The organism is Streptomyces sp. NPDC003011 (genome assembly GCF_053591515.1).
Genome location: NZ_JBSFTY010000015.1, coordinates 1 through 22,129, shown reverse-complemented (window position 1 = coordinate 22,129; position 22,129 = coordinate 1). Strand labels below are relative to the sequence as shown.

The 22,129-nt window shown below is 72.5% G+C and carries 21 protein-coding genes and 1 riboswitch; of the genes, 11 read left to right on the top strand and 10 right to left on the bottom strand.

What is annotated here, in order from left to right; translation table 11 throughout:
• Nucleotides 1-134: 134 nt before the first annotated feature.
• The 3 genes from fahA to ACWD0J_RS10555 form a co-directional block, all read right to left on the bottom strand.
• Nucleotides 135-1,349, bottom strand: a complete 1,215-nt coding sequence (gene fahA, locus ACWD0J_RS10565; RefSeq protein WP_451495389.1) for a fumarylacetoacetase — start codon at nt 1,347-1,349, stop codon at nt 135-137.
• A gap of 225 nt (nt 1,350-1,574) precedes the next feature.
• The gene (locus ACWD0J_RS10560; RefSeq protein ID WP_451495388.1) at nt 1,575-1,820 is read right to left on the bottom strand and encodes a hypothetical protein; all 246 of its coding nucleotides are present in this window, start codon (nt 1,818-1,820) and stop codon (nt 1,575-1,577) included.
• A 388-nt stretch (nt 1,821-2,208) separates the two neighbouring features.
• Nucleotides 2,209-3,351, bottom strand: coding sequence for a glycoside hydrolase family 53 protein (locus ACWD0J_RS10555; protein ID WP_451495387.1), 1,143 nt, complete (start codon nt 3,349-3,351; stop codon nt 2,209-2,211).
• A 653-nt stretch (nt 3,352-4,004) separates the two neighbouring features.
• On the opposite strand from ACWD0J_RS10555, the gene ACWD0J_RS10550 reads away from it, so the two are divergent.
• From ACWD0J_RS10550 to ACWD0J_RS10530, 5 genes are all read left to right on the top strand, one after another.
• The gene (locus ACWD0J_RS10550) at nt 4,005-5,342 is read left to right on the top strand and encodes an ABC transporter substrate-binding protein (RefSeq protein ID WP_451495386.1); all 1,338 of its coding nucleotides are present in this window, start codon (nt 4,005-4,007) and stop codon (nt 5,340-5,342) included.
• Entirely contained in the window at nt 5,339-6,334 is a 996-nt protein-coding gene (locus tag ACWD0J_RS10545) for a carbohydrate ABC transporter permease (RefSeq protein ID WP_451495385.1), read from the top strand. The genes ACWD0J_RS10550 and ACWD0J_RS10545 overlap by 4 nt, the downstream gene beginning before the upstream one ends.
• Nucleotides 6,331-7,209, top strand: a complete 879-nt coding sequence (locus ACWD0J_RS10540) for a carbohydrate ABC transporter permease (protein WP_451495384.1) — start codon at nt 6,331-6,333, stop codon at nt 7,207-7,209. The genes ACWD0J_RS10545 and ACWD0J_RS10540 overlap by 4 nt, the downstream gene beginning before the upstream one ends.
• Nucleotides 7,210-7,245: 36 nt before the next feature.
• Entirely contained in the window at nt 7,246-8,274 is a 1,029-nt protein-coding gene (locus tag ACWD0J_RS10535; protein ID WP_451495383.1) for a LacI family DNA-binding transcriptional regulator, read from the top strand.
• A gap of 142 nt (nt 8,275-8,416) precedes the next feature.
• A complete protein-coding gene (locus ACWD0J_RS10530; protein ID WP_451495382.1) occupies nt 8,417-9,223 on the top strand; it encodes an HAD family hydrolase in 807 nt (268 codons plus the stop codon).
• A gap of 53 nt (nt 9,224-9,276) precedes the next feature.
• Here ACWD0J_RS10530 and ACWD0J_RS10525 read toward each other — a convergent pair whose 3' ends face one another.
• A complete protein-coding gene (locus tag ACWD0J_RS10525; protein WP_451495381.1) occupies nt 9,277-9,759 on the bottom strand; it encodes a transglycosylase SLT domain-containing protein in 483 nt (160 codons plus the stop codon).
• A gap of 5 nt (nt 9,760-9,764) precedes the next feature.
• A riboswitch (cyclic di-AMP (ydaO/yuaA leader) is annotated at nt 9,765-9,945 on the bottom strand.
• Nucleotides 9,946-10,892: 947 nt separating this feature from the next.
• On the opposite strand from ACWD0J_RS10525, the gene ACWD0J_RS10520 reads away from it, so the two are divergent.
• The 4 genes from ACWD0J_RS10520 (at nt 10,893) to ACWD0J_RS10505 (ending at nt 15,363) form a co-directional block, all read left to right on the top strand.
• Complete coding sequence (locus ACWD0J_RS10520) at nt 10,893-11,903, top strand: polyprenyl synthetase family protein (RefSeq protein WP_451495380.1); 1,011 nt, start codon at nt 10,893-10,895, stop codon at nt 11,901-11,903.
• Nucleotides 11,904-12,231: 328 nt separating this feature from the next.
• Nucleotides 12,232-13,452, top strand: a complete 1,221-nt coding sequence (locus ACWD0J_RS10515) for a LolA family protein (protein WP_451495379.1) — start codon at nt 12,232-12,234, stop codon at nt 13,450-13,452.
• Between the two features lie 32 nt (nt 13,453-13,484).
• Complete coding sequence (locus ACWD0J_RS10510) at nt 13,485-14,507, top strand: ABC transporter ATP-binding protein (protein ID WP_451495378.1); 1,023 nt, start codon at nt 13,485-13,487, stop codon at nt 14,505-14,507.
• Nucleotides 14,494-15,363: an ABC transporter permease gene (locus ACWD0J_RS10505; protein ID WP_451495377.1), complete on the top strand. Its 870-nt coding sequence runs from the start codon at nt 14,494-14,496 to the stop codon at nt 15,361-15,363. Before ACWD0J_RS10510 ends, ACWD0J_RS10505 begins: the two co-directional genes overlap by 14 nt.
• A 42-nt stretch (nt 15,364-15,405) precedes the next feature.
• On the opposite strand, the gene ACWD0J_RS10500 is transcribed toward ACWD0J_RS10505, so the two are convergent.
• The 3 genes from ACWD0J_RS10500 to ACWD0J_RS10490 all read right to left on the bottom strand — a co-directional run bounded on the left by ACWD0J_RS10500 (nt 15,406) and on the right by ACWD0J_RS10490 (nt 17,858).
• Nucleotides 15,406-15,990 (bottom strand): flavodoxin family protein, encoded by a 585-nt coding sequence (locus ACWD0J_RS10500; protein WP_451495376.1) that lies wholly within the window; start codon nt 15,988-15,990, stop codon nt 15,406-15,408.
• A gap of 117 nt (nt 15,991-16,107) precedes the next feature.
• Nucleotides 16,108-17,274, bottom strand: coding sequence for an amidase family protein (locus tag ACWD0J_RS10495; protein ID WP_451495464.1), 1,167 nt, complete (start codon nt 17,272-17,274; stop codon nt 16,108-16,110).
• Between the two features lie 65 nt (nt 17,275-17,339).
• Nucleotides 17,340-17,858: a DUF6668 family protein gene (locus ACWD0J_RS10490; RefSeq protein ID WP_451495375.1), complete on the bottom strand. Its 519-nt coding sequence runs from the start codon at nt 17,856-17,858 to the stop codon at nt 17,340-17,342.
• A gap of 260 nt (nt 17,859-18,118) precedes the next feature.
• On the opposite strand from ACWD0J_RS10490, the gene ACWD0J_RS10485 reads away from it, so the two are divergent.
• On the top strand, nt 18,119-19,687 hold the full coding sequence (locus ACWD0J_RS10485; RefSeq protein WP_451495374.1) for a tetratricopeptide repeat protein: 1,569 nt from the start codon (nt 18,119-18,121) through the stop codon (nt 19,685-19,687).
• A gap of 12 nt (nt 19,688-19,699) precedes the next feature.
• Here the strand turns inward: ACWD0J_RS10485 and ACWD0J_RS10480 are convergent, their stop codons facing one another.
• Together ACWD0J_RS10480 and ACWD0J_RS10475 are read right to left on the bottom strand one after the other, a co-directional pair.
• Nucleotides 19,700-20,662: a M28 family metallopeptidase gene (locus ACWD0J_RS10480; protein ID WP_451495373.1), complete on the bottom strand. Its 963-nt coding sequence runs from the start codon at nt 20,660-20,662 to the stop codon at nt 19,700-19,702.
• A gap of 106 nt (nt 20,663-20,768) precedes the next feature.
• Nucleotides 20,769-21,260, bottom strand: coding sequence for a VOC family protein (locus ACWD0J_RS10475; RefSeq protein ID WP_451495372.1), 492 nt, complete (start codon nt 21,258-21,260; stop codon nt 20,769-20,771).
• Nucleotides 21,261-21,281: 21 nt separating this feature from the next.
• On the opposite strand from ACWD0J_RS10475, the gene ACWD0J_RS10470 reads away from it, so the two are divergent.
• Nucleotides 21,282-21,929: a CGNR zinc finger domain-containing protein gene (locus ACWD0J_RS10470; RefSeq protein ID WP_451495371.1), complete on the top strand. Its 648-nt coding sequence runs from the start codon at nt 21,282-21,284 to the stop codon at nt 21,927-21,929.
• Here the strand turns inward: ACWD0J_RS10470 and ACWD0J_RS10465 are convergent.
• On the bottom strand, nt 21,926-22,129 hold a 204-nt coding region (locus ACWD0J_RS10465; protein WP_451495370.1), incomplete at its 5' end, for an integrase core domain-containing protein. The two genes, ACWD0J_RS10470 and ACWD0J_RS10465, sit on opposite strands and share 4 nt — an antisense overlap.

Below are 22,129 nucleotides of genomic sequence, written 5' to 3'. Positions count from 1 at the left end.
GGCTACGGGGTCGGGCTGTGGGGCGTCGGGCTCTGTGCGGCGGGGCGGGCGGCGGGTGTCTCGTACCGTGCGTGCCGCCCGTCGCCAGTATGACGGCGTGAGGCGCGGGAGTCAGGGGGGCGGTCAGGGGGCAGTCAGGCGCTGGGCACCACGCGCCCGCTGACCTCGCCGAGCCCGACCCGCATCCCGTGCGGCCCGGGTGCCCACGCCGACAGGGTCACCACGTCGCCGTCCTCCAGGAACGTGCGCTTGCCGTCGGGCAGGTCGAGCGGTTCGGTGCCGTTCCAGGTCAGCTCCAGCAGGGACCCCCGTTCACGCGCGGCGGGACCGCTCACCGTGCCGGAGCCGTACAGGTCGCCCGTGCGCAGGCAGGCGCCGTTGACGGTCATGTGGGCCAGTTGCTGGGCGGCGGTCCAGTACATGGTGGAGAAGGGAGGCTCCGACACGACGTGCCCGTTGACGGCGACCGAGAGACGCAGGTCGTAGCCGCCGGGCTCCTCGCCGGAGTCGTCCAGGTACTCCAGCAGCGTGTGGGTGCGCTCCGGCGGAGCCACCCGCGCCTCCTCCAGGGCGTCCAGCGGGGTGATCCACGCCGACACCGAGGTGGCGAAGGACTTGCCGAGGAACGGGCCGAGCGGGACGTACTCCCAGGCCTGGATGTCGCGCGCCGACCAGTCGTTCAGCAGGCACAGGCCGAAGACGTGCTCGCGGAAGTCGGCGAGTGCCACCGGGCGGCCCGCCCTGGACGGCACCCCGACCACGAAACCGACCTCCGCCTCGATGTCCAGGCGGACGGACGGCCCGAACACGGGCGCCGGCTCGGAAGGGGCCTTGCGCTGGCCCGACGGCCGGACGACGTCCGTGCCGGAGACCACCACCGTGCCGGAGCGGCCGTGGTAGCCGATCGGCAGGTGCTTCCAGTTGGGGGTCAGGGAGTCGGCGGCGTCGGGGCGGAAGATCCGGCCGACGTTCCGGGCGTGGTTCTCGGAGGCGTAGAAGTCGACGTAGTCCGCGACGTCGAAGGGGAGGTGCAGGGTGACGGAGGACAGCGGATGGAAGAACCGCTCGATCGTCTCCTGATGGGACGGGACCGTCACCCACGCCGTCAGCGCGCGCCGCACGTCGGACCACGCGGTGCGGCCCGCGGCGAGCAGCGCGTTCAGGGAGGGCCGCGCGAGCAGGGAGCCGTAGGGGGAGCCGAGGGCGGCGGCCGCCGCGCCCGCGTCGAGCACGTGGTCACCCAACCGGATGCCTACGGTCCGGTCCGCCGCACCGGGGAGGGAGAAGACACCGTACGGAAGGTTGTGCGGGCCGAAGGGGTCGCCCTCGGGGACATCGAAGGGGGGCATGGGGTGCTGCCTCACTCTCGTGCGAACCGTGCGGTCGGTGGAGTCGCTGTGCTCCACCCGGGTCCCGGGGGATCCAGGTGGTCGAGCCACACGTTACGGCCGAGTTGCCTGCAATGGGCAGTGACTTCGGACAGCGGCGTCGTACGGGCGGGGAGCAGCGGCGCGCGCGGCGGTCGTCGTAGCCGGTCCACCGGAAGCGGAAGGCCGCCCTCCGAAGGGCACTCCCTAGCTCACGGGCGCGGGGACGCCCGTGCCGGCGTCGGCGGTCTCCGTGGCCGCCAGTCGCTCCTGGAGCCGCAGATGGCGGAACTCGTAGTGCGCCCCCGACTGCCGCAGCACGCCCCGGCGATGAGCCTCCGCCAAAAACCCCATCAGCCGCCAGGGTGCCCGGCCGGTCACCGCCAGCCAGATCCGGGCGGCGCCCAACCGGCCCCAGGCGCTCAGCGCGAGCGCGTTGGTGCCGACCTGCACCCACACCTCGGTGTGCGAAGCCGTCGGGGTCGCAGGCGGTCGCGAGACCGACGGTCAGGGCGACGGCGGCCACGACTCCGGCGATCCTGGTGACACGGCGATCCCGGTGACACGGCGACACGACGCCGGCGGCGGTTCGCGGACCTGGGGTGCCCCTTCGTCGAGAGGATCCGTGGAGGACGTCTGCCGTCCACGATCCGGTCGCCCGTCGGCCGACCCGAGGGGACGGCCACCCGCATCCCTTGCGCGGCCCGCCGCACCGCCCGCCGGCGCCGGGGCGGCAGCACTGTCGCCGCCGCCCCTCACCCGCCCGGCCGCCTGCCGCCCGGCCGCCGGTGGCCCGGTGCCCCGGTGGCCCGGTGGCCCGGTGGCCCGGTGCCCCGGTGGCCTACGCGCGGTAGCGCCCCAGCGTCTTCAGCCCCGGCAGCGCCCTGTCCGCGAAGTCGAACAGCGCGAGGTTCTCCCACGCGTTGCCGGACGCCGGGTCCTGCGGGTTCCAGCCGCTGCCGGCGCGGTACGTCCACACGCCCTCCCAGTAGCAGTAGCCGAGGCCCTGCCCGCCGGGGACGGCGGCAGCGAGGTCGGCCACCGCGCGCAGCCAGGCCGCCTGGCCCTCGGGCGTGGCGGGGAAGCCCTCGGTGAGCTGCGAGGGGTCGTTCATGATGTCGTTGACGTCGTCCTCGCTCTCCAGCGTGAACGGGTACGCCGTCTCGGCGATCACGCACGGCTTGCCGTAACGGGCCGTGATGTCGGCCATGTTGGCGGCGGCCTGCTCCACCGGCCCGTGCCAGAACGGGTAGTAGGAGAGGCCGATGATGTCGAAGTCGACGCCGTAGGACACCGCGTTGTCGAACCACCAGCGGTACAGCCCGTTGTCGCCGCCGTTGGCCAGGTGCAGGATCGTGCGGACGCGCGGGGTGGTGTCGCGGGCCGCGCGCAGGCCGGCCTTGAGGAACGCGGCGAGGTTGGCCCAGTGCTCCCAGTCGCCCTCGGGCCAGAGCATGCCGCCGTTCAGCTCGTTGCCGATCTGCACCAGGTCGGCCGGGGTGCCCTGCCGGCGCAGCGCGCCCAGGACGTCGGCGGTGTGGTCGTAGACGGCGCGGGTCAGGCCCGCGACGTCCAGGTCCGCCCAGGCGGCCGGCTTGGTCTGGTGCGCCGGGTCGGCCCAGGTGTCGGAGTAGTGGAAGTCGACCCAGATGCCGATGCCGGCCCGCTTCAGGCGCCGGGCCAGCCGGAGGATGCGCGCCTTGTCGTTATAGCCGTCGGCCGGGTCGACCCACACCTTCAGCCGGGCGTGGGTGACGCCCGAGGCGGCGAGGATGCGGACCGGGTCGTCGCGGCGGCCGTCGGCACGGCGGTAGACGGCGCCCTTGTCCTCGTTCTTCGGCAGCGAGGAGATGTCCACGCCGCGGATCTCCAGGCGGCCGCGGTGGCTCGCGGTCGCGGTGCCCGCGACGGCGGGGGCCGCGCCCAGTACGGGAACGGCCAGCGCGGCGGCGCCGGCGGCGGTCAGAACACTGCGTCTGCGCATGTCAGGGTCCCTTCACAGTGACGGTCACGGGGAATCGGCTCCGGGGCGGCACCCGGGGGTGGGTCCTACGGAGGTCCAGCGGAGGCCTGATGGTTTCAGCGGAAGCCCGGCGCTTCGGCGCGGGCTCAGCCGTTCGGCGGAACCCGGCGGGTCGGCGCAGGCTCAACGGTTCGGCGGGGACCCGGCGCTTCGGCGCAGGTTCAACGGCTCGGTGGAACCCGGCGCTTCGGCGCGGGCTCGGCCTCAGCCGTTCGGCGGGGGCCCGGCGCGCCGGCGGTCCGGCGGAGGTGTGACGCCCCGCGCGCCCCCGGACGCGGAGTGGGCGCGGGAGTCGGAGCGCCCCCACGCCGCCCCCGCAAGGGAGGCGGAAACGGTGGCTCGGGGCATGCGACGACTCCCTGGGATCGGCGAAGATGACGGCCGTTTTCTGTGATCGTGCACAGTACAGAACACGGCTGGCATCCATGGGCAACAAGTAGGTAACCCCAGGCTCTCGCCATTGACAAGGGGACGAAACAATTCTCTACTGTGCACGATCACAGAGCCGCGCGGCCCTCGCGCACAGCCCCTCGGTCACGTCCGCAGAACCTCCCCCCACGGCGGTTGCCGCGTACGCGGGACGTTCCGAGGCAGGCTCGTCCACATCAGGGGAGATGAAGATGTCGATCCACCGCCACCAGATCAGCAGGCGCAGCATCCTCGCCGGGGCCGCCGCCCTCGGCCTCACCAGCACCCTCGCCGCCTGCGGCGGTTCCGACGACGAAGACTCCGGCGAGAGCAGCGGGCCGGTCAAGCTGACCTACTGGTCGTGGGCGCCCAACATGGAGAAGGTCGCCGCGATCTGGAACAAGAAGAACCCGGACATCACGGTCACGGTCTCCAAGCAGGCCAGTGGTGCCGAGATCGTCTCCAAGCTGATCACCGCGAAGAAGGCCGGCAACGCTCCCGACCTGATCCAGGCCGAGTACCAGGCCCTGCCGACCCTGGTCTCCAACGACGTGCTCGCCGACATCTCCGAGTACGTCGGGGACGCCAAGTCCGAGTTCGCCGAGGGCCTGTGGGAGATGGTCACGCTCGGCACCGACGCCGTCTACGGCGTGCCGCAGGACTCCGCGCCGCTGATGTTCTACTACCGCGAGGACCAGTTCAAGAAGCACGGCCTGACCGTGCCGAAGACCTGGACCGAGTTCGCCGAGACCGCGCGCGCCGCCAAGAAGGCCGTCCCGGACGCCTACCTGACCACCTTCTCCTCCAACGACCCCGGTCTGTTCGCGGGTCTCGCCCAGCAGGCCGGCGGCAAGTGGTGGACGGTCGACGGCAGCGGCAAGTGGACCGTCGCCATCGACGACACCGCCACGCGGCAGGTCGCCGAGTTCTGGGGCGGTCTGGTCCAGGAGGGCGTCATCGACAACCAGCCGATGTACACGCCGGCCTGGAACAACGCCCTGAACAAGGGCACCCACCTCGCCTGGGTCTCCGCCGTGTGGGCGCCCGGTGTGCTGGTCTCCTCCGCCCCCGACACCCAGGGCACGTGGCGCATGGCCCCGCTGCCGCAGTGGAAGGCGGGCGACAACGTCACCGGCAGCTGGGGCGGCTCCTCCACCGGTGTCTCCACCGACTCCAAGCACGCCGAGGCCGCGGCCAAGTTCGTCCGCTGGATCAACACCGACCCGGAGGCGCTGGCCGCCCTGGTCAAGTACCCGGCCGTCTACCCGGCCGCCACCAAGGGCCAGGCGGGAGACATCCTCACCACGCCCGCGTTCTTCCCGAACCAGAAGGACTTCTACACGACGGCCTCGGAGATCGCCGCCACCACGGCCGCCTCCGCCTGGGGCCCGAACGTGCAGACCGCCTACACCGCCTTCACCGACGGCTTCGGCAAGGCCACCAAGGCGAAGAAGGAGACCCAGTTCACCTCCGCCCTCGCCACCATGCACACGAAGACCTTCGACGACATGAAGAAGCAGGGCTTCGAGGTGACCGAGGCATGACCAGCACTCCGCTCAAGGGCACCGACCGCACCGCGGCCGGGCCCTTGGCGGACGGCACCGGCACCGCCAAGACCGTCCGCCCCAGCCGCTCCCGCCGCCGTGGCCGCAGCGCACCGTACTGGTTCCTGGTGCCGACCCTGGTCCTGTTCGCCGCCTTCACCGTCATCCCCATCGGGTACGCGGTCTGGCTCAGCCTGCACAAGGTCAAGATCAAGGGCATCGGACTCGGCGCCGGCGCCCGCTCGGAGGTCTGGAACGGCCTCGGCAACTACGCCGACGTGCTCCACGACTCCGAGTTCGGCCACAGCGTGCTGCGCGCCTTCGGCTACGGCCTGATCGTCGTCCCGATGATGCTCGGCCTCGCGCTGCTGTTCGCGCTGATGCTCGACACCCCCAGGGCGCGCAGCGCCACGTTCGCGCGGCTCGCGATCTTCCTGCCGTACGCGGTGCCCGGCATCATCGCCGCCCTGATGTGGGGCTTCCTCTACCTGCCGGACGTCAGCCCCTTCTACTACGTCCTGCGCAAGCTGGGCCTGCCGCAGCCGGACCTGTTCGACGGCGGCAACCTCTACATGTCGTTCGCGAACATCGCGGTGTGGGGCGGCACCGGCTTCAACATGATCGTCATCTACACCGCGCTGCGGGCGATCCCGAAGGACATCTACGAGGCGGCGCGGATCGACGGCGCGTCCGACCTGACGATCGCCCTCCGGATCAAGATCCCGATCGTGGCGCCCTCCCTGGTCCTCACCCTCTTCTTCTCGGTGATCGCCACCCTCCAGGTCTTCACCGAACCCATGGCCCTCAGGCCGCTGACCAACGGCCTCTCCACCACCTGGAGTCCGCTGATGGCCATCTACGACAGCGCCTTCCTGAGGTCCGACATCTACGGAGCCTCCGCCACCGCGGTCGTCCTGGCCCTGGCCACGTTCGTCGTCTCCTTCACGCTGCTGCGCATCTCCGACCGCTACACCCGGGAGGACCGGGCATGACCCCCCTCACCCTCACCGCCGACGCCACCGGCGAGACCCGCGCCGCGCGGCGCACCGCCTGGGTCCCCACCCTCGTGCTGATCCTGGGCGCGCTGTACTGCCTGGTCCCCATCGCCTGGGTGGTCATCGCGGCGACCAAGGACCGGTCGGAGCTGTTCTCCACCTTCACCTTCGCGCCCGGCACCGGCTTCGTCGACAACCTGAGCGACCTGAACGCCTACCGGGACGGCATCTACTGGCAGTGGATGGCCAACTCCGCCTTCTACGCGGGTCTCGGCGCCCTGCTGTCCGCCGCGGTCTCCGCCGGCGGCGGCTACGCGCTCGGCCGGTTCGCCTTCCGCGGGCGGGAGTTCGTCTTCAAGCTGATCCTGGCCGGCGTCCTGGTGCCGAGCGTCGTGCTGGCCGTACCGCAGTACCTGATGCTGTCGAAGATGGGCATGGCCGACTCGTACTGGTCGATGCTGCTGCCGTCCATCCTCTCCCCGTACGGCGTCTACCTGGTCCGCATCTACGCGACCGCCGCGGTGCCCGCCGAACTCCTCGAAGCCGCCCGCATGGACGGCGCGAGCGAGTGGCGGATCTTCACCCGGATCGCGGTGCCGATGATGATGCCGGGCCTGATCACGGTGTTCCTCTTCCAGTTCGTCGGCATCTGGAACAACTTCCTGCTGCCGTTCGTGATGCTGGCCGACGACACCAAGTTCCCGCTCACCCTCGGGCTCTACACCCTGCTCGCCCAGGGCGCCTCGCAGCCCGCCCTCTACACCCTGGTCATCACCGGCTGCCTGCTCGCGATCGTCCCGCTGATCGCGCTCTTCCTGGTGATCCAGCGGTTCTGGTCGCTGGACCTGCTGAGCGGCTCGATCAAGGCCTGACACTCTCGTCTCCCCGCCCCGCCACGAACGAGGACCATGACCACGAGCGCCAACGGACGCCGCAGACCGCCCACCATCCACGACGTGGCGCGGGAGGCGGGCGTGTCGCGGGGCACCGTCTCCCGCTTCCTGAACGGCGGCCACTACGTCTCGCCCGCCGCCCGGCGGTCGGTCGAGTCCGCCATCAGGAAGACGGGGTACGTGGTCAACCGGCATGCCCGCAGCCTGAGTACGGGCCGGTCGGACTCGGTGGCGTTCCTCCTCACCGAACCGCAGGAGAAGTTCTTCGAGGACCCCAACTTCAACGTGCTGCTGCGCGGCTGCACCGAGCACCTCGCCCGGCACGACATCCCCCTGCTGCTGATGCTCGCCGCCACCGACGACGACCGGCGCCGCCTGACCCGCTACATCACCTCGGGCCATGTCGACGGCGTCCTGCTGGTCTCCAGCCACAGCGGGGACCCGGTCGCCGCCGAACTGCGCGACGCCGGGATGCCGTTGGTCGCCTGCGGCAAGCCGCTGGGCCTCGGCTCCAAGGTGAGCTATGTGGCGGCCGACGACCGGGACGGTGCCCGGGAGATGGTCCGTCACCTGCTCACCTCGGGCCGCCGTCGCATCGGCATGATCACCGGCCCGCTCGACACCCCCGGCGGCACCGACCGGCTGGCCGGCTACCGCGAGGTGCTCGCCGAGGCCGGCCTGCCCTACGACCCCGCGCTGGTCGCGGAGGGCGACTACCGCCGCACCGGTGGCGAGGAGGCGGCCCGCCGCCTGCTGGCGCGCGCCCCTGACCTGGACGCGGTGTTCGTCGCCTCCGACCTCATGGCGCGGGGAGTCGTCAGCACCCTGCAACAGGCCGGGTGTTCGGTGCCCGACGACATCGCTGTCGGCGGCTTCGACGACTCGCCCGCGGCCACCGCCGCCAGCCCCGCGCTGACCACCATGCGCCAGCCCTTCGACCGCATCAGCGCCGAGATGGTCCGGATGCTGATCGCCCAGATCGCGGGGGAGGACACGGCCGGGGTGATCCTGCCGACGGAACTGGTGGTACGGGACTCCGCGTGACCGCGTGACCGCGTGAGCGGGTGAGCGGGTGAGCGGATGAGTGGGTGAGCGCGTGAACCGGAAGAGCCGTCAACGCATGTGAAGGATGCAGCCGTCCGGTTCGCGTCGAGTCGGCGCGGCGTTCCCTCCGTATTCTCTGATCATGGCCGCACCCACCGCGTATTCACTCATCGCCACCGACCTGGACGGAACGCTGCTCCGAGGCGACGACACGCTCTCCGACCGGTCGCTCGCCGCGCTCGCGCGGGTGGCGGCGGCCGGGGCCCGGCACCTCGTCGTCACCGGCCGGCCGGCGCCCAGAGTGCGGCCCCTCCTCGACGACCTGGGCAGCGAGGGGCTCGCGGTGTGCGGGCAGGGCGCGCAGGTGTACGACGCCGGCGCGGACCGCCTGCTGTGGTCGGTCACCCTGGACCGGGAGCTGGCCGAGACCGCGCTCGGCAAGATCGAGGCCGAGGTGGGCCAGGTGTTCGCGGCCGTCGACCAGGACGGTGTCGACGGGCTCACGCTCATCGAGCCGGGCTACCTGATGCCCCACCCGACGCTGCCCGCCGTACGCGTGGGACGGCGCGACGACCTGTGGGACGCGCCGATCAGCAAGGTGCTGCTGCGCCATCCCGACCTGTCCGACGACGAGTTGGCGGCGACGGCCCGTTCGGTGGTCGGTTCCCTCGCCACGGTCACCATGTCGGGGCCCGGGACCGTCGAACTCCAGCCATGCGGCATCACCAAGGCGACGGGCCTCGCGCTGGCCGCCGGGCACCTGGGGCTCGGGCCGCACCAGACCATCGCCTTCGGGGACATGCCCAACGACATCCCCATGCTGGACTGGGCGGCCCACGGCGTCGCCATGGCCAACGCGCACCCCGAACTCAGGGCAGTGGCCGACGAGATCACCCTGTCGAACGAGGACGACGGCGTCGCGGTCGTCCTCGAACGGCTCTTTGGCTGAGGGCCACCCGCGGGCGGCCGGTGCCGGAGCGGACGGCACCGGCCGGAGCAGGCCTAGTACGCGCCCCACACGTTGTCGATCGAGCCGTACCGCGCGGCCGCGTAGTTGCAGGCGGCGACGATGTTCGCGACCGGGTCGTACGGGTCCCACGCGGTGCCGGCCACGTGGTACGCCTGGAAGGTCGGGTCGATGGTCTGGAGCAGGCCCTTGGACGGGGTGCCCGCGGCGGCGTTGGAATCCCAGTTGTTGATGGCGTACGGGTTGCCCGAGGACTCCCGGATGACATTGCGGTAAATGCCGTTGTACGTCCCGGGAATTCCGTTTTGATCCATGATCTGGAGGGCCGCCCGGATCCAGCCGTCGAGGTTGTCGGCGTAGCCCAGCGAGGAGGCCGTGGCGACGGGCGGGGTCGCCGCGGAGGCGCTGGTGGCGCCCATGAGCGGGAGCGCCAGGACGGCGACTCCGGTGCCGGCGACGGCGAGCTTGCGGGCGAGGCGGGCGGTCTTGGAACCGCGGTACTGACCGGGTGCAGACATGGGGACGTTTTCCTCTCCGGCGCCTGCGAGGTGAGCTGTCGGGTTCGGGCGGGAGCTGCCCGGCCGCGCCGCCCTGAGGGCGAGGCGACTTCACCCCTAGCCGTTCCGGTACGACCTGTGTCGTCCGGCCCGGCGACTGACCTGGGTCCCCCGCTCCTGCCGTGCGGTGTTCGTCGATGGGTGTCTCCATGGGCGGCGGCAGGATGAGGCGTCCGCCCGACGGCCCGGAACGTATGCGAGAGCACATGTCCGGAACAAGTGGCGGATTCACAGATCGCACCTATTGACCTTGGTCTGGGGCGTATGAGGTGCTTGATCCTTTGCGTCTGCCATGACTCAACTGGCGCGAAGGGCAAGGGGAGACGCGGGCGGGCGGCGGTGTGGGCGCGCACGGTCCCGAGTGACCCAACTCACGGCTGAGCACAAGAGTGGCAAATAGGGCAATGAGCCCAACTCGTAGCCAACTGGCCGTCCGTGGGATCCGCTTCTCCCCGGCCCGGTGAACGGCCGCCCGCGGAACCCGCCCGGTGGCGTCCGTCGTCGCCGGGGCGGCTCAGGTCCACTCGTACGGAGGCGTAACCGTGGCCCGCGTGCCGGAGGGGGCGTTGCCAGTCGCGGAGCGTGGCCGGCCTGGCCGGGCGGCGTGGCAGGTGTTCGGGGATCGCGGGTACCGGTTCCTCCGTGAGGGGGCGCCCCGTGCGCGTGTACGGCGGCACCCCGTCCGGAGCGGGAGGCGGAGGGTCTCGTGGGCCGTCTCGCAGGGAGAGGACGAAACGGATGCGCAGGCTGGCCGGAGTGATCTCGGGGGCGGGATGCCCGGGCGGTTCCGTGAAGGTGTCGGTGGGGATCACCGGACAGGAGAAGGCATGATCGTCCTCCCGGGCGGGACGGCGGCCGGACGCGACCTCGGCCGCGCTCCGGGAAGCGATCCCTTACTTCCCGTTAGGTCCGATGATGTCCGATGTTTTCAAGTGATCAAAAACACATCCGGCCCGGTCCGATACCGCCCGGGCCGGACCGGTGGGCGCTAGCAGTGATCGAAACGTGACCGGATACGCTGACTTGAGTGATGGCAGCGACCTATCGACAAACCGTGTAATCGCCAGTAGACACCAGCAGACAGGAGATCCCTCGTGACCGTCGTCGGGCCGTTCGGGCTGAGCGTGCGGGACCAGGCTCTGGAAGCCGATGTCCAGGTCGGATTGGCGGCTGTCGAGGAGGGACTGCTCGAAGCCACCAAGAGCGAGGTCCCCTTCATCACGGAGGCCGCCCAGCACCTGGTGCGGGCGGGCGGAAAGCGGTTCCGGCCGCTGCTCGTGATGCTCGCCGCCCAGTTCGGGGACCCGTACGCGCCGGGCATCGTCCCGTCGGCGGTGGTGGTGGAGCTGACCCATCTGGCGACGCTGTACCACGACGACGTGATGGACGAGGCCGAGGTGCGGCGCGGGGTGGACAGCGCGAACACCCGCTGGGGCAACTCGGTGGCCGTCCTCACCGGCGACTTCCTGTTCGCCCGCGCCTCGCACATCCTGGCCGACCTCGGGCCCGAGGCGGTCCGGGTCCAGGCGGAGGCGTTCGAACGCCTGGTCACCGGCCAGATCCTGGAGACGGCGGGGCCGCAGGACGGGCGTGACCCGGTCGAGCACTACCTCGACGTGCTGGGCGGCAAGACGGGCTCGCTGGTGGCGGTGGCCTGCCGCTTCGGCGCGATGATGTCGGGCGCCGACGAGACGGTCGTCGACGTGCTGACGCAGTACGGCGAGCGGCTGGGCGTCGCCTTCCAGCTCGCCGACGACGTGCTGGACATCGCCTCCGACTCCCACGAGTCCGGGAAGACCCCGGGCACGGACCTGCGCGAGGGCATCGCGACCCTGCCGGTCCTGCGGCTGCGCGAGCGCGCGGCCCGGCTGGGCCTGGCCGAGGACATCGCCCTGTGCGAGCTGCTGGCCTCCGACCTCACCGACGACGCACGGCACACGCGGGCCCTGGCGGGCCTGCGGGCGCACCCCGCCCTGGAGCAGGCGCGCCGGGACACGGTCCGCTACGCGGAGGACGCCCGCGCGGCCCTCGCCCCGCTGCGGGAGTGCGACGCGAAGGTGGCGCTGATGGAGATGTGCGACGCGGTGGTCCACCGAGCCGGCTGACCGCCGAACCGGCTGACCCCTCCCGGGGTGACGCGGACCGCCCCCGGCCGCAGTGCGGTGACCGCGTGTTCCCGGCGCCTGATCCACCACCACGGAGGGCGGCGTCCGCTCCGCAACCCCTACGGGTCCGGGCCGGCGTCGCCTCCGGGTGTCATCCCGCAGGTGTACACGGAGTTGATCCCGGGGTCTGACGCTTCTTCCCGGCCGATTTGGTCAGATGGACACCACGGAAAACACCACTCCTCACCGATTCGGGTGAGAATGGCGGCTACGGGGTGGACACAGGGGGAGTTGGACAGCCGCCGCCGACGACGGAGGTAAGGCACACATGACACCGTACGAATCCGACGACAGCAAGACTGCCGCGGAGGCCGACGACCGGTACTCGCGCCGCCGCAGGGCCGCGCGGTACGTCGTCCCCGTCGCGGTGGTGGGGGTGGCGGCGGCGACCATCGGGCTCGTCCCCGCGCTCGCCGACTCCGGCGACCCCGACCTGCCGAAGATCAGCGCCCAGGAACTCATCGAGAAGATCGCCGCGTCGGACGTACAGCAGCTGTCCGGGACGGTGAAGATCAGCACGGATCTCGGGCTGCCCGACCTCGGCGGCCTGGAGAACAGTCTGGCCTCGGGCGCCATGGAGTCGGGCGGCGACGGCGGCTCGTCCGCCGACCCGTCCGCCAAGCTCACCGGGCTCGTGACCGGCACGCACACCCTGCGCGTCGCCGCCGACGGCCCCGACCGGCAGAAGCTGTCGCTGCTGGAGAGCGGATCCGAGTACAGCCTGATCCACGACGGCAAGGACGTCTGGGGCTACGACAGCAAGTCGAACGAGGTCTACCACGCGACCGCCTCCGACAGCGCGAAGGCGGAGAAGGAGCACGACGTCCCGGCCACGCCCAAGGACCTCACCGAGGAGGCCCTGAAGGCGGTCGACGACACCACCTCGGTGACCGTCGACGGCACCGCCCAGGTCGCGGGCCGTGACGCCTACCGCCTGGTCGTCAAGCCCAAGGACTCCGGTACCACGGTCGGCCAGATCACCGTGGCCGTGGACGCGAAGACCGGGCTGCCGCTGAAGTTCACGCTGACCCCGTCGAGCGGCGGCGCGGCCGTCGTGGACGCGGGCTTCACCCAGGTCAGCTTCGCCAGGCCGGCCGCCTCCACCTTCGACTTCACCCCGCCCAAGGGCGCGAAGGTCACCGAGGGCGACACCATCGAGCACGGCGAGCACCGCGGCCACGACGGGGCGGGCGCGAAGTCCGAAAAGGACCTCGGCAAGGAGCTCGACGGCCTCAAGGTCATCGGCGAGGGCTGGAACTCCGTCGCCGTCTTCGACACCGGCGGCGAGGGCATGCCCTCCGGCGCCGAGGCCGGCGGCGCGTTCGGCGGCTTCCTCGACTCGCTCGGCGACAAGGTGTCCGGCGAGTTCGGCTCGGGCACGGTCTTCTCGACCCGCCTGGTCAACGCCCTGATCACGGACGACGGCACGGTGTACGTCGGCGCGGTCGACAAGGGCGCCCTGGTGAAGGCGGCGAACGCGGGCAAGTAGGACCGTACGGGTACGACGAATCGAGGGAGCCGATGGGCGAACCGCCCGTCACGGACGCGGAGTCCGAGCCGCAGCCGCAGCCGCAGCCGCAGCCGGATGCCCGGCCGGACGCGCGGGACGTGGAGGGCGGTGTCATCCACACCCGCGCGCTCACCAAGCGCTACCGCGGCGGACAGCTCGCCGTGGACGGTCTCGACCTGGCCGTCCCGGCGGGCAGCGTCTTCGGCTTCCTCGGTCCGAACGGCTCCGGCAAGACCACCACCATCCGCATGCTGATGGGCCTCATCGAGCCCACCTCCGGGTCGGCCCGCGTCCTGGGCCGGCCCATGCCGCGCTCCGCGCGCGCCGTGCTCCCGCACGTCGGCGCCCTCATCGAGGGACCGGCTCACTACGGCTTCCTCTCCGGCCGCCAGAACCTGACGCGGTACGACGCCGCCGACCCGACCGCCGACCCGCGCACCCGCAGGACCCGCGTCGCGGCGGCGCTGGACCGGGTGGGGCTCGCGGCGGCGGCGGGCAAGAAGGCGCGGGCGTACTCGCTGGGCATGAAGCAGCGCCTCGGTCTCGCCGCCGCCCTGCTCCAGCCGCGCGAGCTGCTGGTCCTGGACGAGCCGACCAACGGCCTCGATCCGCAGGGGATGCGCGAGATCCGGTCCCTGATACGGGAGCTGGCCTCCGACGGCACGACCGTCTTCCTCTCCTCCCACCTCCTCGACGAGATCGAGCAGGTCTGCACGCACGCGGCCGTGATGGCGCGGGGCCGCCTGATCACCCAGGGCCCGGTGGCGGACCTGGCGGCGGGGGCGCGCGGCCGGCTGGTCGTGACGAGCCCGGACGCGGGAGAGGCGGCGCGGGTGCTGAAGGAACAGGGGGTCTCGGACGTGACGGTCACGGACGACCGGGTGACCGCCGAGCCGCCGGAGCGCGATCTCGCCGAGGTGAACGCGGCGCTGGTGACGGCGGGCGTCCGCGTCCGCGGCTTCGGGCTCGAACAGGCCTCCCTGGAGGACGCGTTCGTGGCACTGACCGGGGAGGGCTTCGATGTCGCCGGCTGAACCGGCCCGTGCGCCCGGCCCGTTGTGGACCTTGGGTCTGCTGCGCAGCGAACTGCTCACCACCTTCCGGCGCTGGCGCACGCTCGCCCTGCTCGGGGTGCTGGCGGCCGTGCCGGTCCTGGTCGGGATCGCCGTGCGGATCGAGACCGGTGACGGCTCGTCGGCCGGCGGCGGGGGCGGTGAGGGCCCGGCGTTCATCTCGCAGATCACCAACAACGGCCTGTTCCTGGTCTTCACCGGGCTCGCCGCGACGCTGCCGTTCTTCCTGCCGATGGCGATCGGCGTCATCGCGGGCGACGCCATCGCCGGCGAGGCGAGCGCGGGCACCCTGCGCTACCTCCTGGTCGCTCCCGCCGGCCGCAGCCGCCTGCTGCTGACCAAGTACGCCACGGTGATGGTGTTCTGCCTGGTGGCCACGCTCGTGGTCGCGGTCTCGGCCCTCACGGCCGGGGCGCTGCTCTTCCCGCTGGGCGACCTGACGACGATCTCCGGCACCCGGATCAGCTTCGCCGACGGCCTGGGCCGGGCCCTGCTGATCGCCCTGGTCGTCGCCGTGTCACTGATCGGCGTGGCGGCCCTGGGCCTGTTCGTCTCCACCCTGACCAACAGCGGCATCGCGGCGATGGCGACCACGGTGGGGCTGCTGATCACCGTCCAGATCCTCGACCAGATCCCCCAGCTGCACGCGCTCCAGCCGTACTTCTTCTCCCACTACTGGCTGTCCTTCGCCGACCTCATGCGCGACCCCGTCTACTGGGACGACCTGGTGAAGAACCTCGGCCTCCAGGCCCTGTACGCGGTCGTGTTCGGCTCGGCGGCCTGGGCACGCTTCACGGCGAAGGACATCGCCTCCTGAACCGCGTTCACCGGGTACAGGGCGTCTCGTCCCGAACCGTCCTCACCGGGCCTCGTAGGGGAAGCGCGCGAGCGGTGCCTCCTGCGCGAAGAAGGTCTTCGCGCGGGTCAGCGCCTCGGTGTCCTTCAGGACATCACCGGGCTTGCTGCCGTTGCCGAGCAGGACTCCGCCGAAGCGCATCCCCATGTAGGCGGCCGAGTGGTTCAGCGTGCCGGCCAGCGGATCGGCGACCTCGGCCTCCTCGTGGGCGAGCGCGGTGACGCCCCAGAGCGTGCGCCCGGCGAGCGTCGCCTTGAAGTCCAGGCCGGGCGTGCGCAGCCAGCCCGCCCAGTAGTCCAGGTAGCGCTTGGTGTGGGCGGAGACGGAGTACCAGTACAGCGGGGACGCGATCACGATGTCCGTCGCCGCGAGCGTGGCGTCGAGCAGCAGCGCCACATCGCCCTCGGTGGGGCGGGTGTGGTCGCTGTCATGCCGCAGGTCCTCGAAGTCGGGGAGGGGGTGGTCGGCGAGACTGATCCACTGCTGCCCGACGTCCGCCGGCAGCTGCTCGGCGGCCCTGCGGGCCAGGAGTTCGGTGTTGCCCTCACGGCGGGCGCTGCCCAGGACGAACAGGAAGCGGCGGGTCACGGGATCCCCCAGTGATCGGCGTGCGGCGCGTACGGGTGCACGCGGCTCATGGATGCGCAGGCGGCTCGGCGACGCGTACGCGACTTATTCATGCGCACGCAGTATATGCGCGTGCAATCAATAAGCGCAATCGGTCACGATGCCGTCCAGCGTCCGCAGCAGCAGGTCCTCCCGCCCGCGCGGCGCCACCAGCTGGAGTCCGGCCGGGCAGCCGTCGGCCCCCAGCCCCGCCGGGACACTGGCCGCGGGATGACCGCTCAGGTTGAACGCCCAGGTCAGCGCCGTGGAGTAACGGTCGCCCGGACCTTCGTGGCCGTGCGGCGGGGCCGGGGTCGTCGGGGTCAGCAGGAGGTCGGCCTCGGCGAAGAGGGCGTCCAGGCGCCGGTCGTTCTCCGCGCGGAGACGGCCGGCGGCGGCGCGGCCGGTCGCGGTGAGGTCGGCCGCGGGTGTCCGCAGGGCGAGCCAGGCGGTGGCCGGGTCGTCGAGGCGGAGGCGGGTGCGGGGCTCCACCAGCCGTACGGCACCCGCGTCCGCGAGCCGTACGGCCGCCGCACGGGCGGCCGCCACGAGGTCCGGGTCGCAGTCGGCGAAGCCGAGGTCGGGGGACCAGACGGCGGTCGGGGGAGGGAGCGGGCCGGGAGCACGGGGACCGGCTGGATCGCCCGGATCCCCCGACTCCCCGCCCATCACCCGCCACCAGGCCGCCGCGTCCGACGCGTACCGGGTCAGGACGCCGGGCGCCGTGAGCCCCGTCCGGTCGGCCGTCCGCAGCCGTCCGTTGGTGACCTTCAGCCCGAGCACACCGCACCACGCCGCCGGGATCCGCACCGACCCCGCCCCGTCGCTCCCGGTCGCCAGCGGCACCAGTCCCGCCGCGACCGCCGCCGCGGACCCGGCCGAGGAGCCCCCGGGCGTACGGTCGGCCCGCCAGGGATTGACGGTACGGCCGTGAGCGCCGAGTCCCCAGGTCTGCCAGGGAGTTCCGGGCCCGGGAACGGACGTGGCCCCCACCGCCACGCACCCGGCCGCGAGCAGCGGGCCCGCCGTGCGCAGTCCGTGCCGCCCCTTCACCCCGATCGGCACCCCGGCCAGCGGGAGCGGCTCGCCCGCGGCGGCCCGCGCGTCCACGGCACGCGCCCGCCGCAGCGCGGCCTCCTCCCACACCTCGGCGAACGCGCACAGGTCCGGCTCGGCCCGCCGGATCCGCTCCAGAGCCACGGTGACGACGTCGACCGCGGGCAGGGCACCCGACCGTACGGCGGCGGCGATCCGCTCGGCGGACAGGGAGCCGAGTCCGGGCGGGGAGCCGAGTCCGGGCGGACAGGCGGATCCGGGCGGGGGGACCCGGGTCACGCGGGGGCGGCGGTGAGCCGGGCCAGTGCCTCGGTCTCCCGGGGCCGGGAGCCGCTCAGGTCGCCCAGGCGCCAGGCGGGTACCCACGGCACGCGGTACACGTCGATCACGGACTCGATCACCTTGATCCGCTGGGCGAGCGGGCGCGGCAGCCGTCCGGGCGCGTCCGCGACCAGGACCACCGCGTCGAGATCGAGACCGGGCGGCACCTCGCCGTGCCGGCAGACCTCCAGCGTGCGCAGGGCGGAGCGCAGCCCGGCCGCGTGCGTACGGGCGACGAGCAGGACGGACGGCGGATCGGCGGGGCCCGGCCAGTCGCGCCCGCAGTCGTGGCCGCCGTAGACGGCGGCCAGGGTGGAGGTGCCGGCGCCGCCGTGGGTGCCGACGAACGAGTAGCGCCGGGGCGCGGCGGAGGCGTGGGCGGGCCCGGGCGACGTCACCTCCGGGACGGGCACGGGCCCGCGCAGCCATATCTCCGGTCCCAGTGGTCCCTCTGTCCGCATACCGGCCCCCATCCGCGTGCTCCTTTCTGGTCGGCCCTCTCCTGCCCGGCCGACGGCCACGGCATCCGGACGGGCTCCTGACGAGGCGTGATCTCCTGGAACGAGCCTGTGACGTCACGGTGACGTGAGAACCGCGGGCGAGCGGAGAGACTCGACAGTACGTGGACGACCGGATCCTGACGCCGGGAACAGAACCCGACGACGGGAATGAGCACCATGGAGCCCGCACGTGTTGTCCGGCGACTCCCCGACGTATCCGAGTGAGGGAACCGATGGCTCGACTCAGCCGTGACAAGAAGCGGGACCACCAGCGCGCGGCCGCCCCGGAGGCGGTCCCGATCGACGTCCACGTCCCCGCGTCCGGTCCGGGTGCGGGCGGCGCGTCGGTCGGTGGGGTGCGGGTCGTCCCCGCGGCCGGCGAGGAGATCCAGCACGCCGTCCTGAACCACCTCCACCGCATCGCCGTCGCCGGCGGCCACACGGTCCTGGCCACCGTCCACGACGACCGCATCGGGTACGTCGTCCCTCTCCGGGTCACCCCGGACGGCTCCAGCGACTTCGCCGCCGAGCCGGTGCGGGTGGCTCCGCCGGCGGAGTGGGGGGCGGCGGGGACGCCGGGCGGGCCGGGCGGAACCGGAGGGCCGATGCCGGTACCGATGCCGGTACCGATGCCGGCGCCGGGGCCGTCGCCCGTGTGGCCGGAGGCGGCCACGTCGCCCGAGCCGGGGGAGGCGGACTGGCCCGCGCCCACCGGTGAACCTCAGCCGTCCGGGGATTCCGTACCGCCCGGCCCGCCCGCCTCGCCCGGGGCACCCGTGTCGTCGTCCGACGCGCCCGCGTCGCCCGGTGTCCCCGGCGCCTCCCACGCCGTACGGCCGCAGTGGTCGCGGTACGACCAGTCCACGCATCTGCTGCGGGAGGTGTCGGAACCCGTGCGGGACGCGGCGTCCACGTTCCCGATGCGGGCCGTGCCGGGCGAGGCGCCGTCCGCCGGCGAGGCCGTGCCGACGCTCACGCCACGGACGCTCCCGGAGCCGTCTCCCCTGCCCCTTCCCCCTTCGGCACCGTCCCCGTCCCCGTCCCCGACCCCCGGTACGGTCGCCGCACCGACCGGGGTGTTCGGCCCGCCGCCGGTGATGGACCCGCATCCGGCACCGCCCGCGCCCGCGCCCGCGCCGGACCGCGGCCCCCTGCGGGCGTCCGCCGCCGCGCCCCCTTCCCCGCCCGCACGTACCACCCCCTTGCGCACGTCGCCCTTCCTCGGGCCCGCCCCCGACGACGACCTGGACCCCGCCCCCAAGCCCGCCCCGCCCCGCGGGTTCGACGCGGTCGCCGAGGCGGTGCTCGGGGACGGTCACCTCACCGCCCCCGGTGACGACACCGCGCCCGCCCTGCTCGCGGAGCCGGTCGCGCGGATCAACGAGGCGGTGAAGGCGGGGCGGACGGACACCGCGTCGGAGCTGGCGGAGCGGACCGTCACGCAGGCCTCGGCCTCGCTCGGGCCGGACCACCCCGAGGTGCTCCGGCTGCGCGAACTGGCCGCGTACGTCGCCTACCTGGCCGACGACCCGGTCCGCTCCTTCCAGCTCTCCCTGGACACCGCCCGCGTCCACCACCGCGCCCGGGACGCGGACGCGGCCTACGCCGACGTCCAGAGCGCCGTCACCGCCTGGCGTGCCGTACGGGACCCGCACCAGGGGCTGGAGCTGGGCCAGGACCTGATCGCCCTGTGGACCGAGCTCACGGCCGGGGACGGCCCCGCCGCCGACGACATCGAGCAGCTGGAGAAGGCCCGCGTCCGCATGGGCCGGCTCGCCGACCGCGCCGGCACCCGGGACTGACCCTTCCACGCCCTAGGCCGACAACTCCCACACCGCGTACGCGATCGCGTCGCTGTTGCGGTTCAGCGCGGTGTCGTTGATGTTGGCCGTCGTGTCGCACGACGAGTGGTAGCAGCGGTCGAACGCCAGCCCCGCCGTACCGCCCCACTTGGCCGCCTGCGCCGCCGACTTGGTGTTGCTCGCGCCCGTGAACAGCCCGCCGACCGGCACGCCGGCGTTCTTGAAGGGCGCGTGGTCGGAGCGGCCGTCGCCCTCGGTCTCGATCTCCGTCGGCACACCGAGCCCGGTGAAGTACTCCTTGAACGTCTTCTCGATGGCCGGGTCGTCGTCGTAGACGAAGTACCCGGGGTTCGGCGAGCCGATCATGTCGAAGTTCAGGTAGCCGCTGATCCGCGAACGGCTCGCGGTGGAGAGGCTGTTGACGTAGTAGCGGGAGCCCACCAGCCCCAGCTCCTCCGCGCCCCACCAGGCGAACCGCAGGTGCTTGGTGGGCTGGAGGCCGGCGCGGGCCACCGCGAGCGCCGTCTCCAGGACCGCCGCCGACCCGGACCCGTTGTCGTTGATGCCGGCGCCGGAGCTGACGCTGTCGAGATGCGAGCCGGCCATCACGACCTGGTTGGTGTCCCCGCCCGGCCAGTCGGCGATCAGGTTGTAGCCGACGCGGCCGGAGGCGGTGAACTGCTGGATCGTCGTGAGGAACCCGGCGGCGTCCAGCCGGGCCTTCACGTAGTCGAGCGAGGCCTTGTAACCGGCGCGCCCGTGCGCGCGGTTGCCGCCGTTGGCCGTGGCGATGGACTGCAACTGCGTGAGGTGCGCCTTGACGGCCGCCACGGATATGTCGGGTGCGGCGGCCGGCCGGGGTGCGGTCGCGGGGGCCGCGCCGGCTATGGATCCACCGGTCATGGATCCACCGGCCAGGAGCGAGACGGCGACGACGGCGGTGGCCGCGGCGCGTCCGGGAACCGAGAGCTTCATGTGGGGGGCTCCGATTTCCTGAGGGAATGGGTGCCCGATGGTGAAGCTGAGGCTGACGCTCCGTCAAGAGCGCAATCCGGTCATCGTTGTCCGTATAGCGGATCGCTCAGTGCACGCAGAACTCGTTCCCCTCCGGATCCGCCATCAGCACCCACTCGCCTCCGGGCTCCTTCACCTCCCGCAGCACACTCGCCCCGAGCCCCGCCAGCCGCTCGGCCTCGGCCGCGCGCCGCCCCTCGCCGGGGTGCAGGTCCAGGTGGAGCCGGTTCTTGACCGTCTTCGCCTCCGGCACGCGCTGGAACAGCAGCCGCCGCCCCAGCCCGGTCCCGCTCTCCTGGTCGTACGGATCCTCCGGGTGCCGCACGGCGACCAGGTCCCGCCAGGCGCGGCGGCCGTGCGACTCGACGGTCAGCTCGGCCGGTACGGCACCGAAGCCCAGCAGCTTCTCGATGAGCGCGCTGTTGTCCTCGACCCGGTAACCGAGGGCGGCGGCCCAGAAGTCGGCCTGGGCGTGCGGATCCCCGGCGTCGATGACGAGCTTCCAGTGCACGGGCGTGGGCGTGGGTGCGGGCGGGGTCTCGGATGTGGTCTCGGTCATGCAACCACTTATAGTGGTTACGTGAGTGAGCGTGCAACGGAATCGCCGGGACGGGCGCGGTCGACCGGGTCCGCCGACGCTTCCGGCCTGATGCTGACCTCGTACGGCGGCAAGTCCTTCCGCTTCGACCCGGGCACCCTCTGCCTGGAGCTGGTGACCACGGGCGGGCCGGGTGAGTTCGCGCACTACGAGGTGCTGCACGCGCCTGCGGACCTGGTGACCTGGGCGGCCCGCAGCCGGCTGGAAGACGGGCTCGAACTCACGGTCACGTCAGGTGAGTTGACCCGGGCGCGAGAGCTTCGCGACGCCGTCTTCCTGCTCGCCGCCGACCGCGCCCACGGCCGCCCGCTCCGGCCGGCCCGCCTCGACACCGTCAACGCGGCCGCCGCCGAGCCCCCGTTGGTCCCCCGCGTCACCCCGGACGGCACCCGTGCCTGGGCCCCGGGCGCCACGGGCACCCAGCTCCTGTCGACGGTCGCCCGCGACGCGATCGACCTCTTCACCGGCCCGTACGCCGGCCGCGTCCGCGAGTGCGGCTCCCCCGACTGCTCCCTGCTGTTCGTCGACACCTCCCGCCCGGGCCGCCGCCGCTGGTGCGCGATGGAACACTGCGGCAACCGGGCGAAGGCCCGCGCCTTCCGCTCACGGCAGACCCCCGAGAAGCGCTAGATGTATTGACCCGTGAGGTTGGGGACGCGGCTGGCGGGTGGTTGGCCGTTCAGCGCGGTGTGTCCGCGGTGGTGATTGTAGGTGTGCAGCCACCTGGGGAACGCCTCGCGTCGTTCCTGCTCTGAGCGGTAGGGGCGGGCGTAGGCCCACTCGTCGAGCAGGGTGCGGTTGAAGCGTTCGACCTTGCCGTTCGTCTGGGG

Excerpts from the sequence above, each read along its gene's own strand:
- ACWD0J_RS10550 (WP_451495386.1), top strand. The coding sequence starts at position 4,005 with ATGAAGATGTCGATCCACCGCCACCAGATCAGCAGGCGCAGCATCCTC.
- ACWD0J_RS10490 (WP_451495375.1), bottom strand. The coding sequence starts at position 17,858 with ATGGGGGCCGGTATGCGGACAGAGGGACCACTGGGACCGGAGATATGG.
- ACWD0J_RS10555 (WP_451495387.1), bottom strand. The coding sequence starts at position 3,351 with ATGCGCAGACGCAGTGTTCTGACCGCCGCCGGCGCCGCCGCGCTGGCC.
- fahA (WP_451495389.1), bottom strand. The coding sequence starts at position 1,349 with ATGCCCCCCTTCGATGTCCCCGAGGGCGACCCCTTCGGCCCGCACAAC.
- ACWD0J_RS10485 (WP_451495374.1), top strand. The coding sequence starts at position 18,119 with ATGGCTCGACTCAGCCGTGACAAGAAGCGGGACCACCAGCGCGCGGCC.
- ACWD0J_RS10530 (WP_451495382.1), top strand. The coding sequence starts at position 8,417 with ATGGCCGCACCCACCGCGTATTCACTCATCGCCACCGACCTGGACGGA.
- ACWD0J_RS10525 (WP_451495381.1), bottom strand. The coding sequence starts at position 9,759 with ATGTCTGCACCCGGTCAGTACCGCGGTTCCAAGACCGCCCGCCTCGCC.
- ACWD0J_RS10540 (WP_451495384.1), top strand. The coding sequence starts at position 6,331 with ATGACCCCCCTCACCCTCACCGCCGACGCCACCGGCGAGACCCGCGCC.
- ACWD0J_RS10515 (WP_451495379.1), top strand. The coding sequence starts at position 12,232 with ATGACACCGTACGAATCCGACGACAGCAAGACTGCCGCGGAGGCCGAC.
- ACWD0J_RS10545 (WP_451495385.1), top strand. The coding sequence starts at position 5,339 with ATGACCAGCACTCCGCTCAAGGGCACCGACCGCACCGCGGCCGGGCCC.
- ACWD0J_RS10480 (WP_451495373.1), bottom strand. The coding sequence starts at position 20,662 with ATGAAGCTCTCGGTTCCCGGACGCGCCGCGGCCACCGCCGTCGTCGCC.
- ACWD0J_RS10505 (WP_451495377.1), top strand. The coding sequence starts at position 14,494 with ATGTCGCCGGCTGAACCGGCCCGTGCGCCCGGCCCGTTGTGGACCTTG.
- ACWD0J_RS10535 (WP_451495383.1), top strand. The coding sequence starts at position 7,246 with ATGACCACGAGCGCCAACGGACGCCGCAGACCGCCCACCATCCACGAC.
- ACWD0J_RS10475 (WP_451495372.1), bottom strand. The coding sequence starts at position 21,260 with ATGACCGAGACCACATCCGAGACCCCGCCCGCACCCACGCCCACGCCC.
- ACWD0J_RS10510 (WP_451495378.1), top strand. The coding sequence starts at position 13,485 with ATGGGCGAACCGCCCGTCACGGACGCGGAGTCCGAGCCGCAGCCGCAG.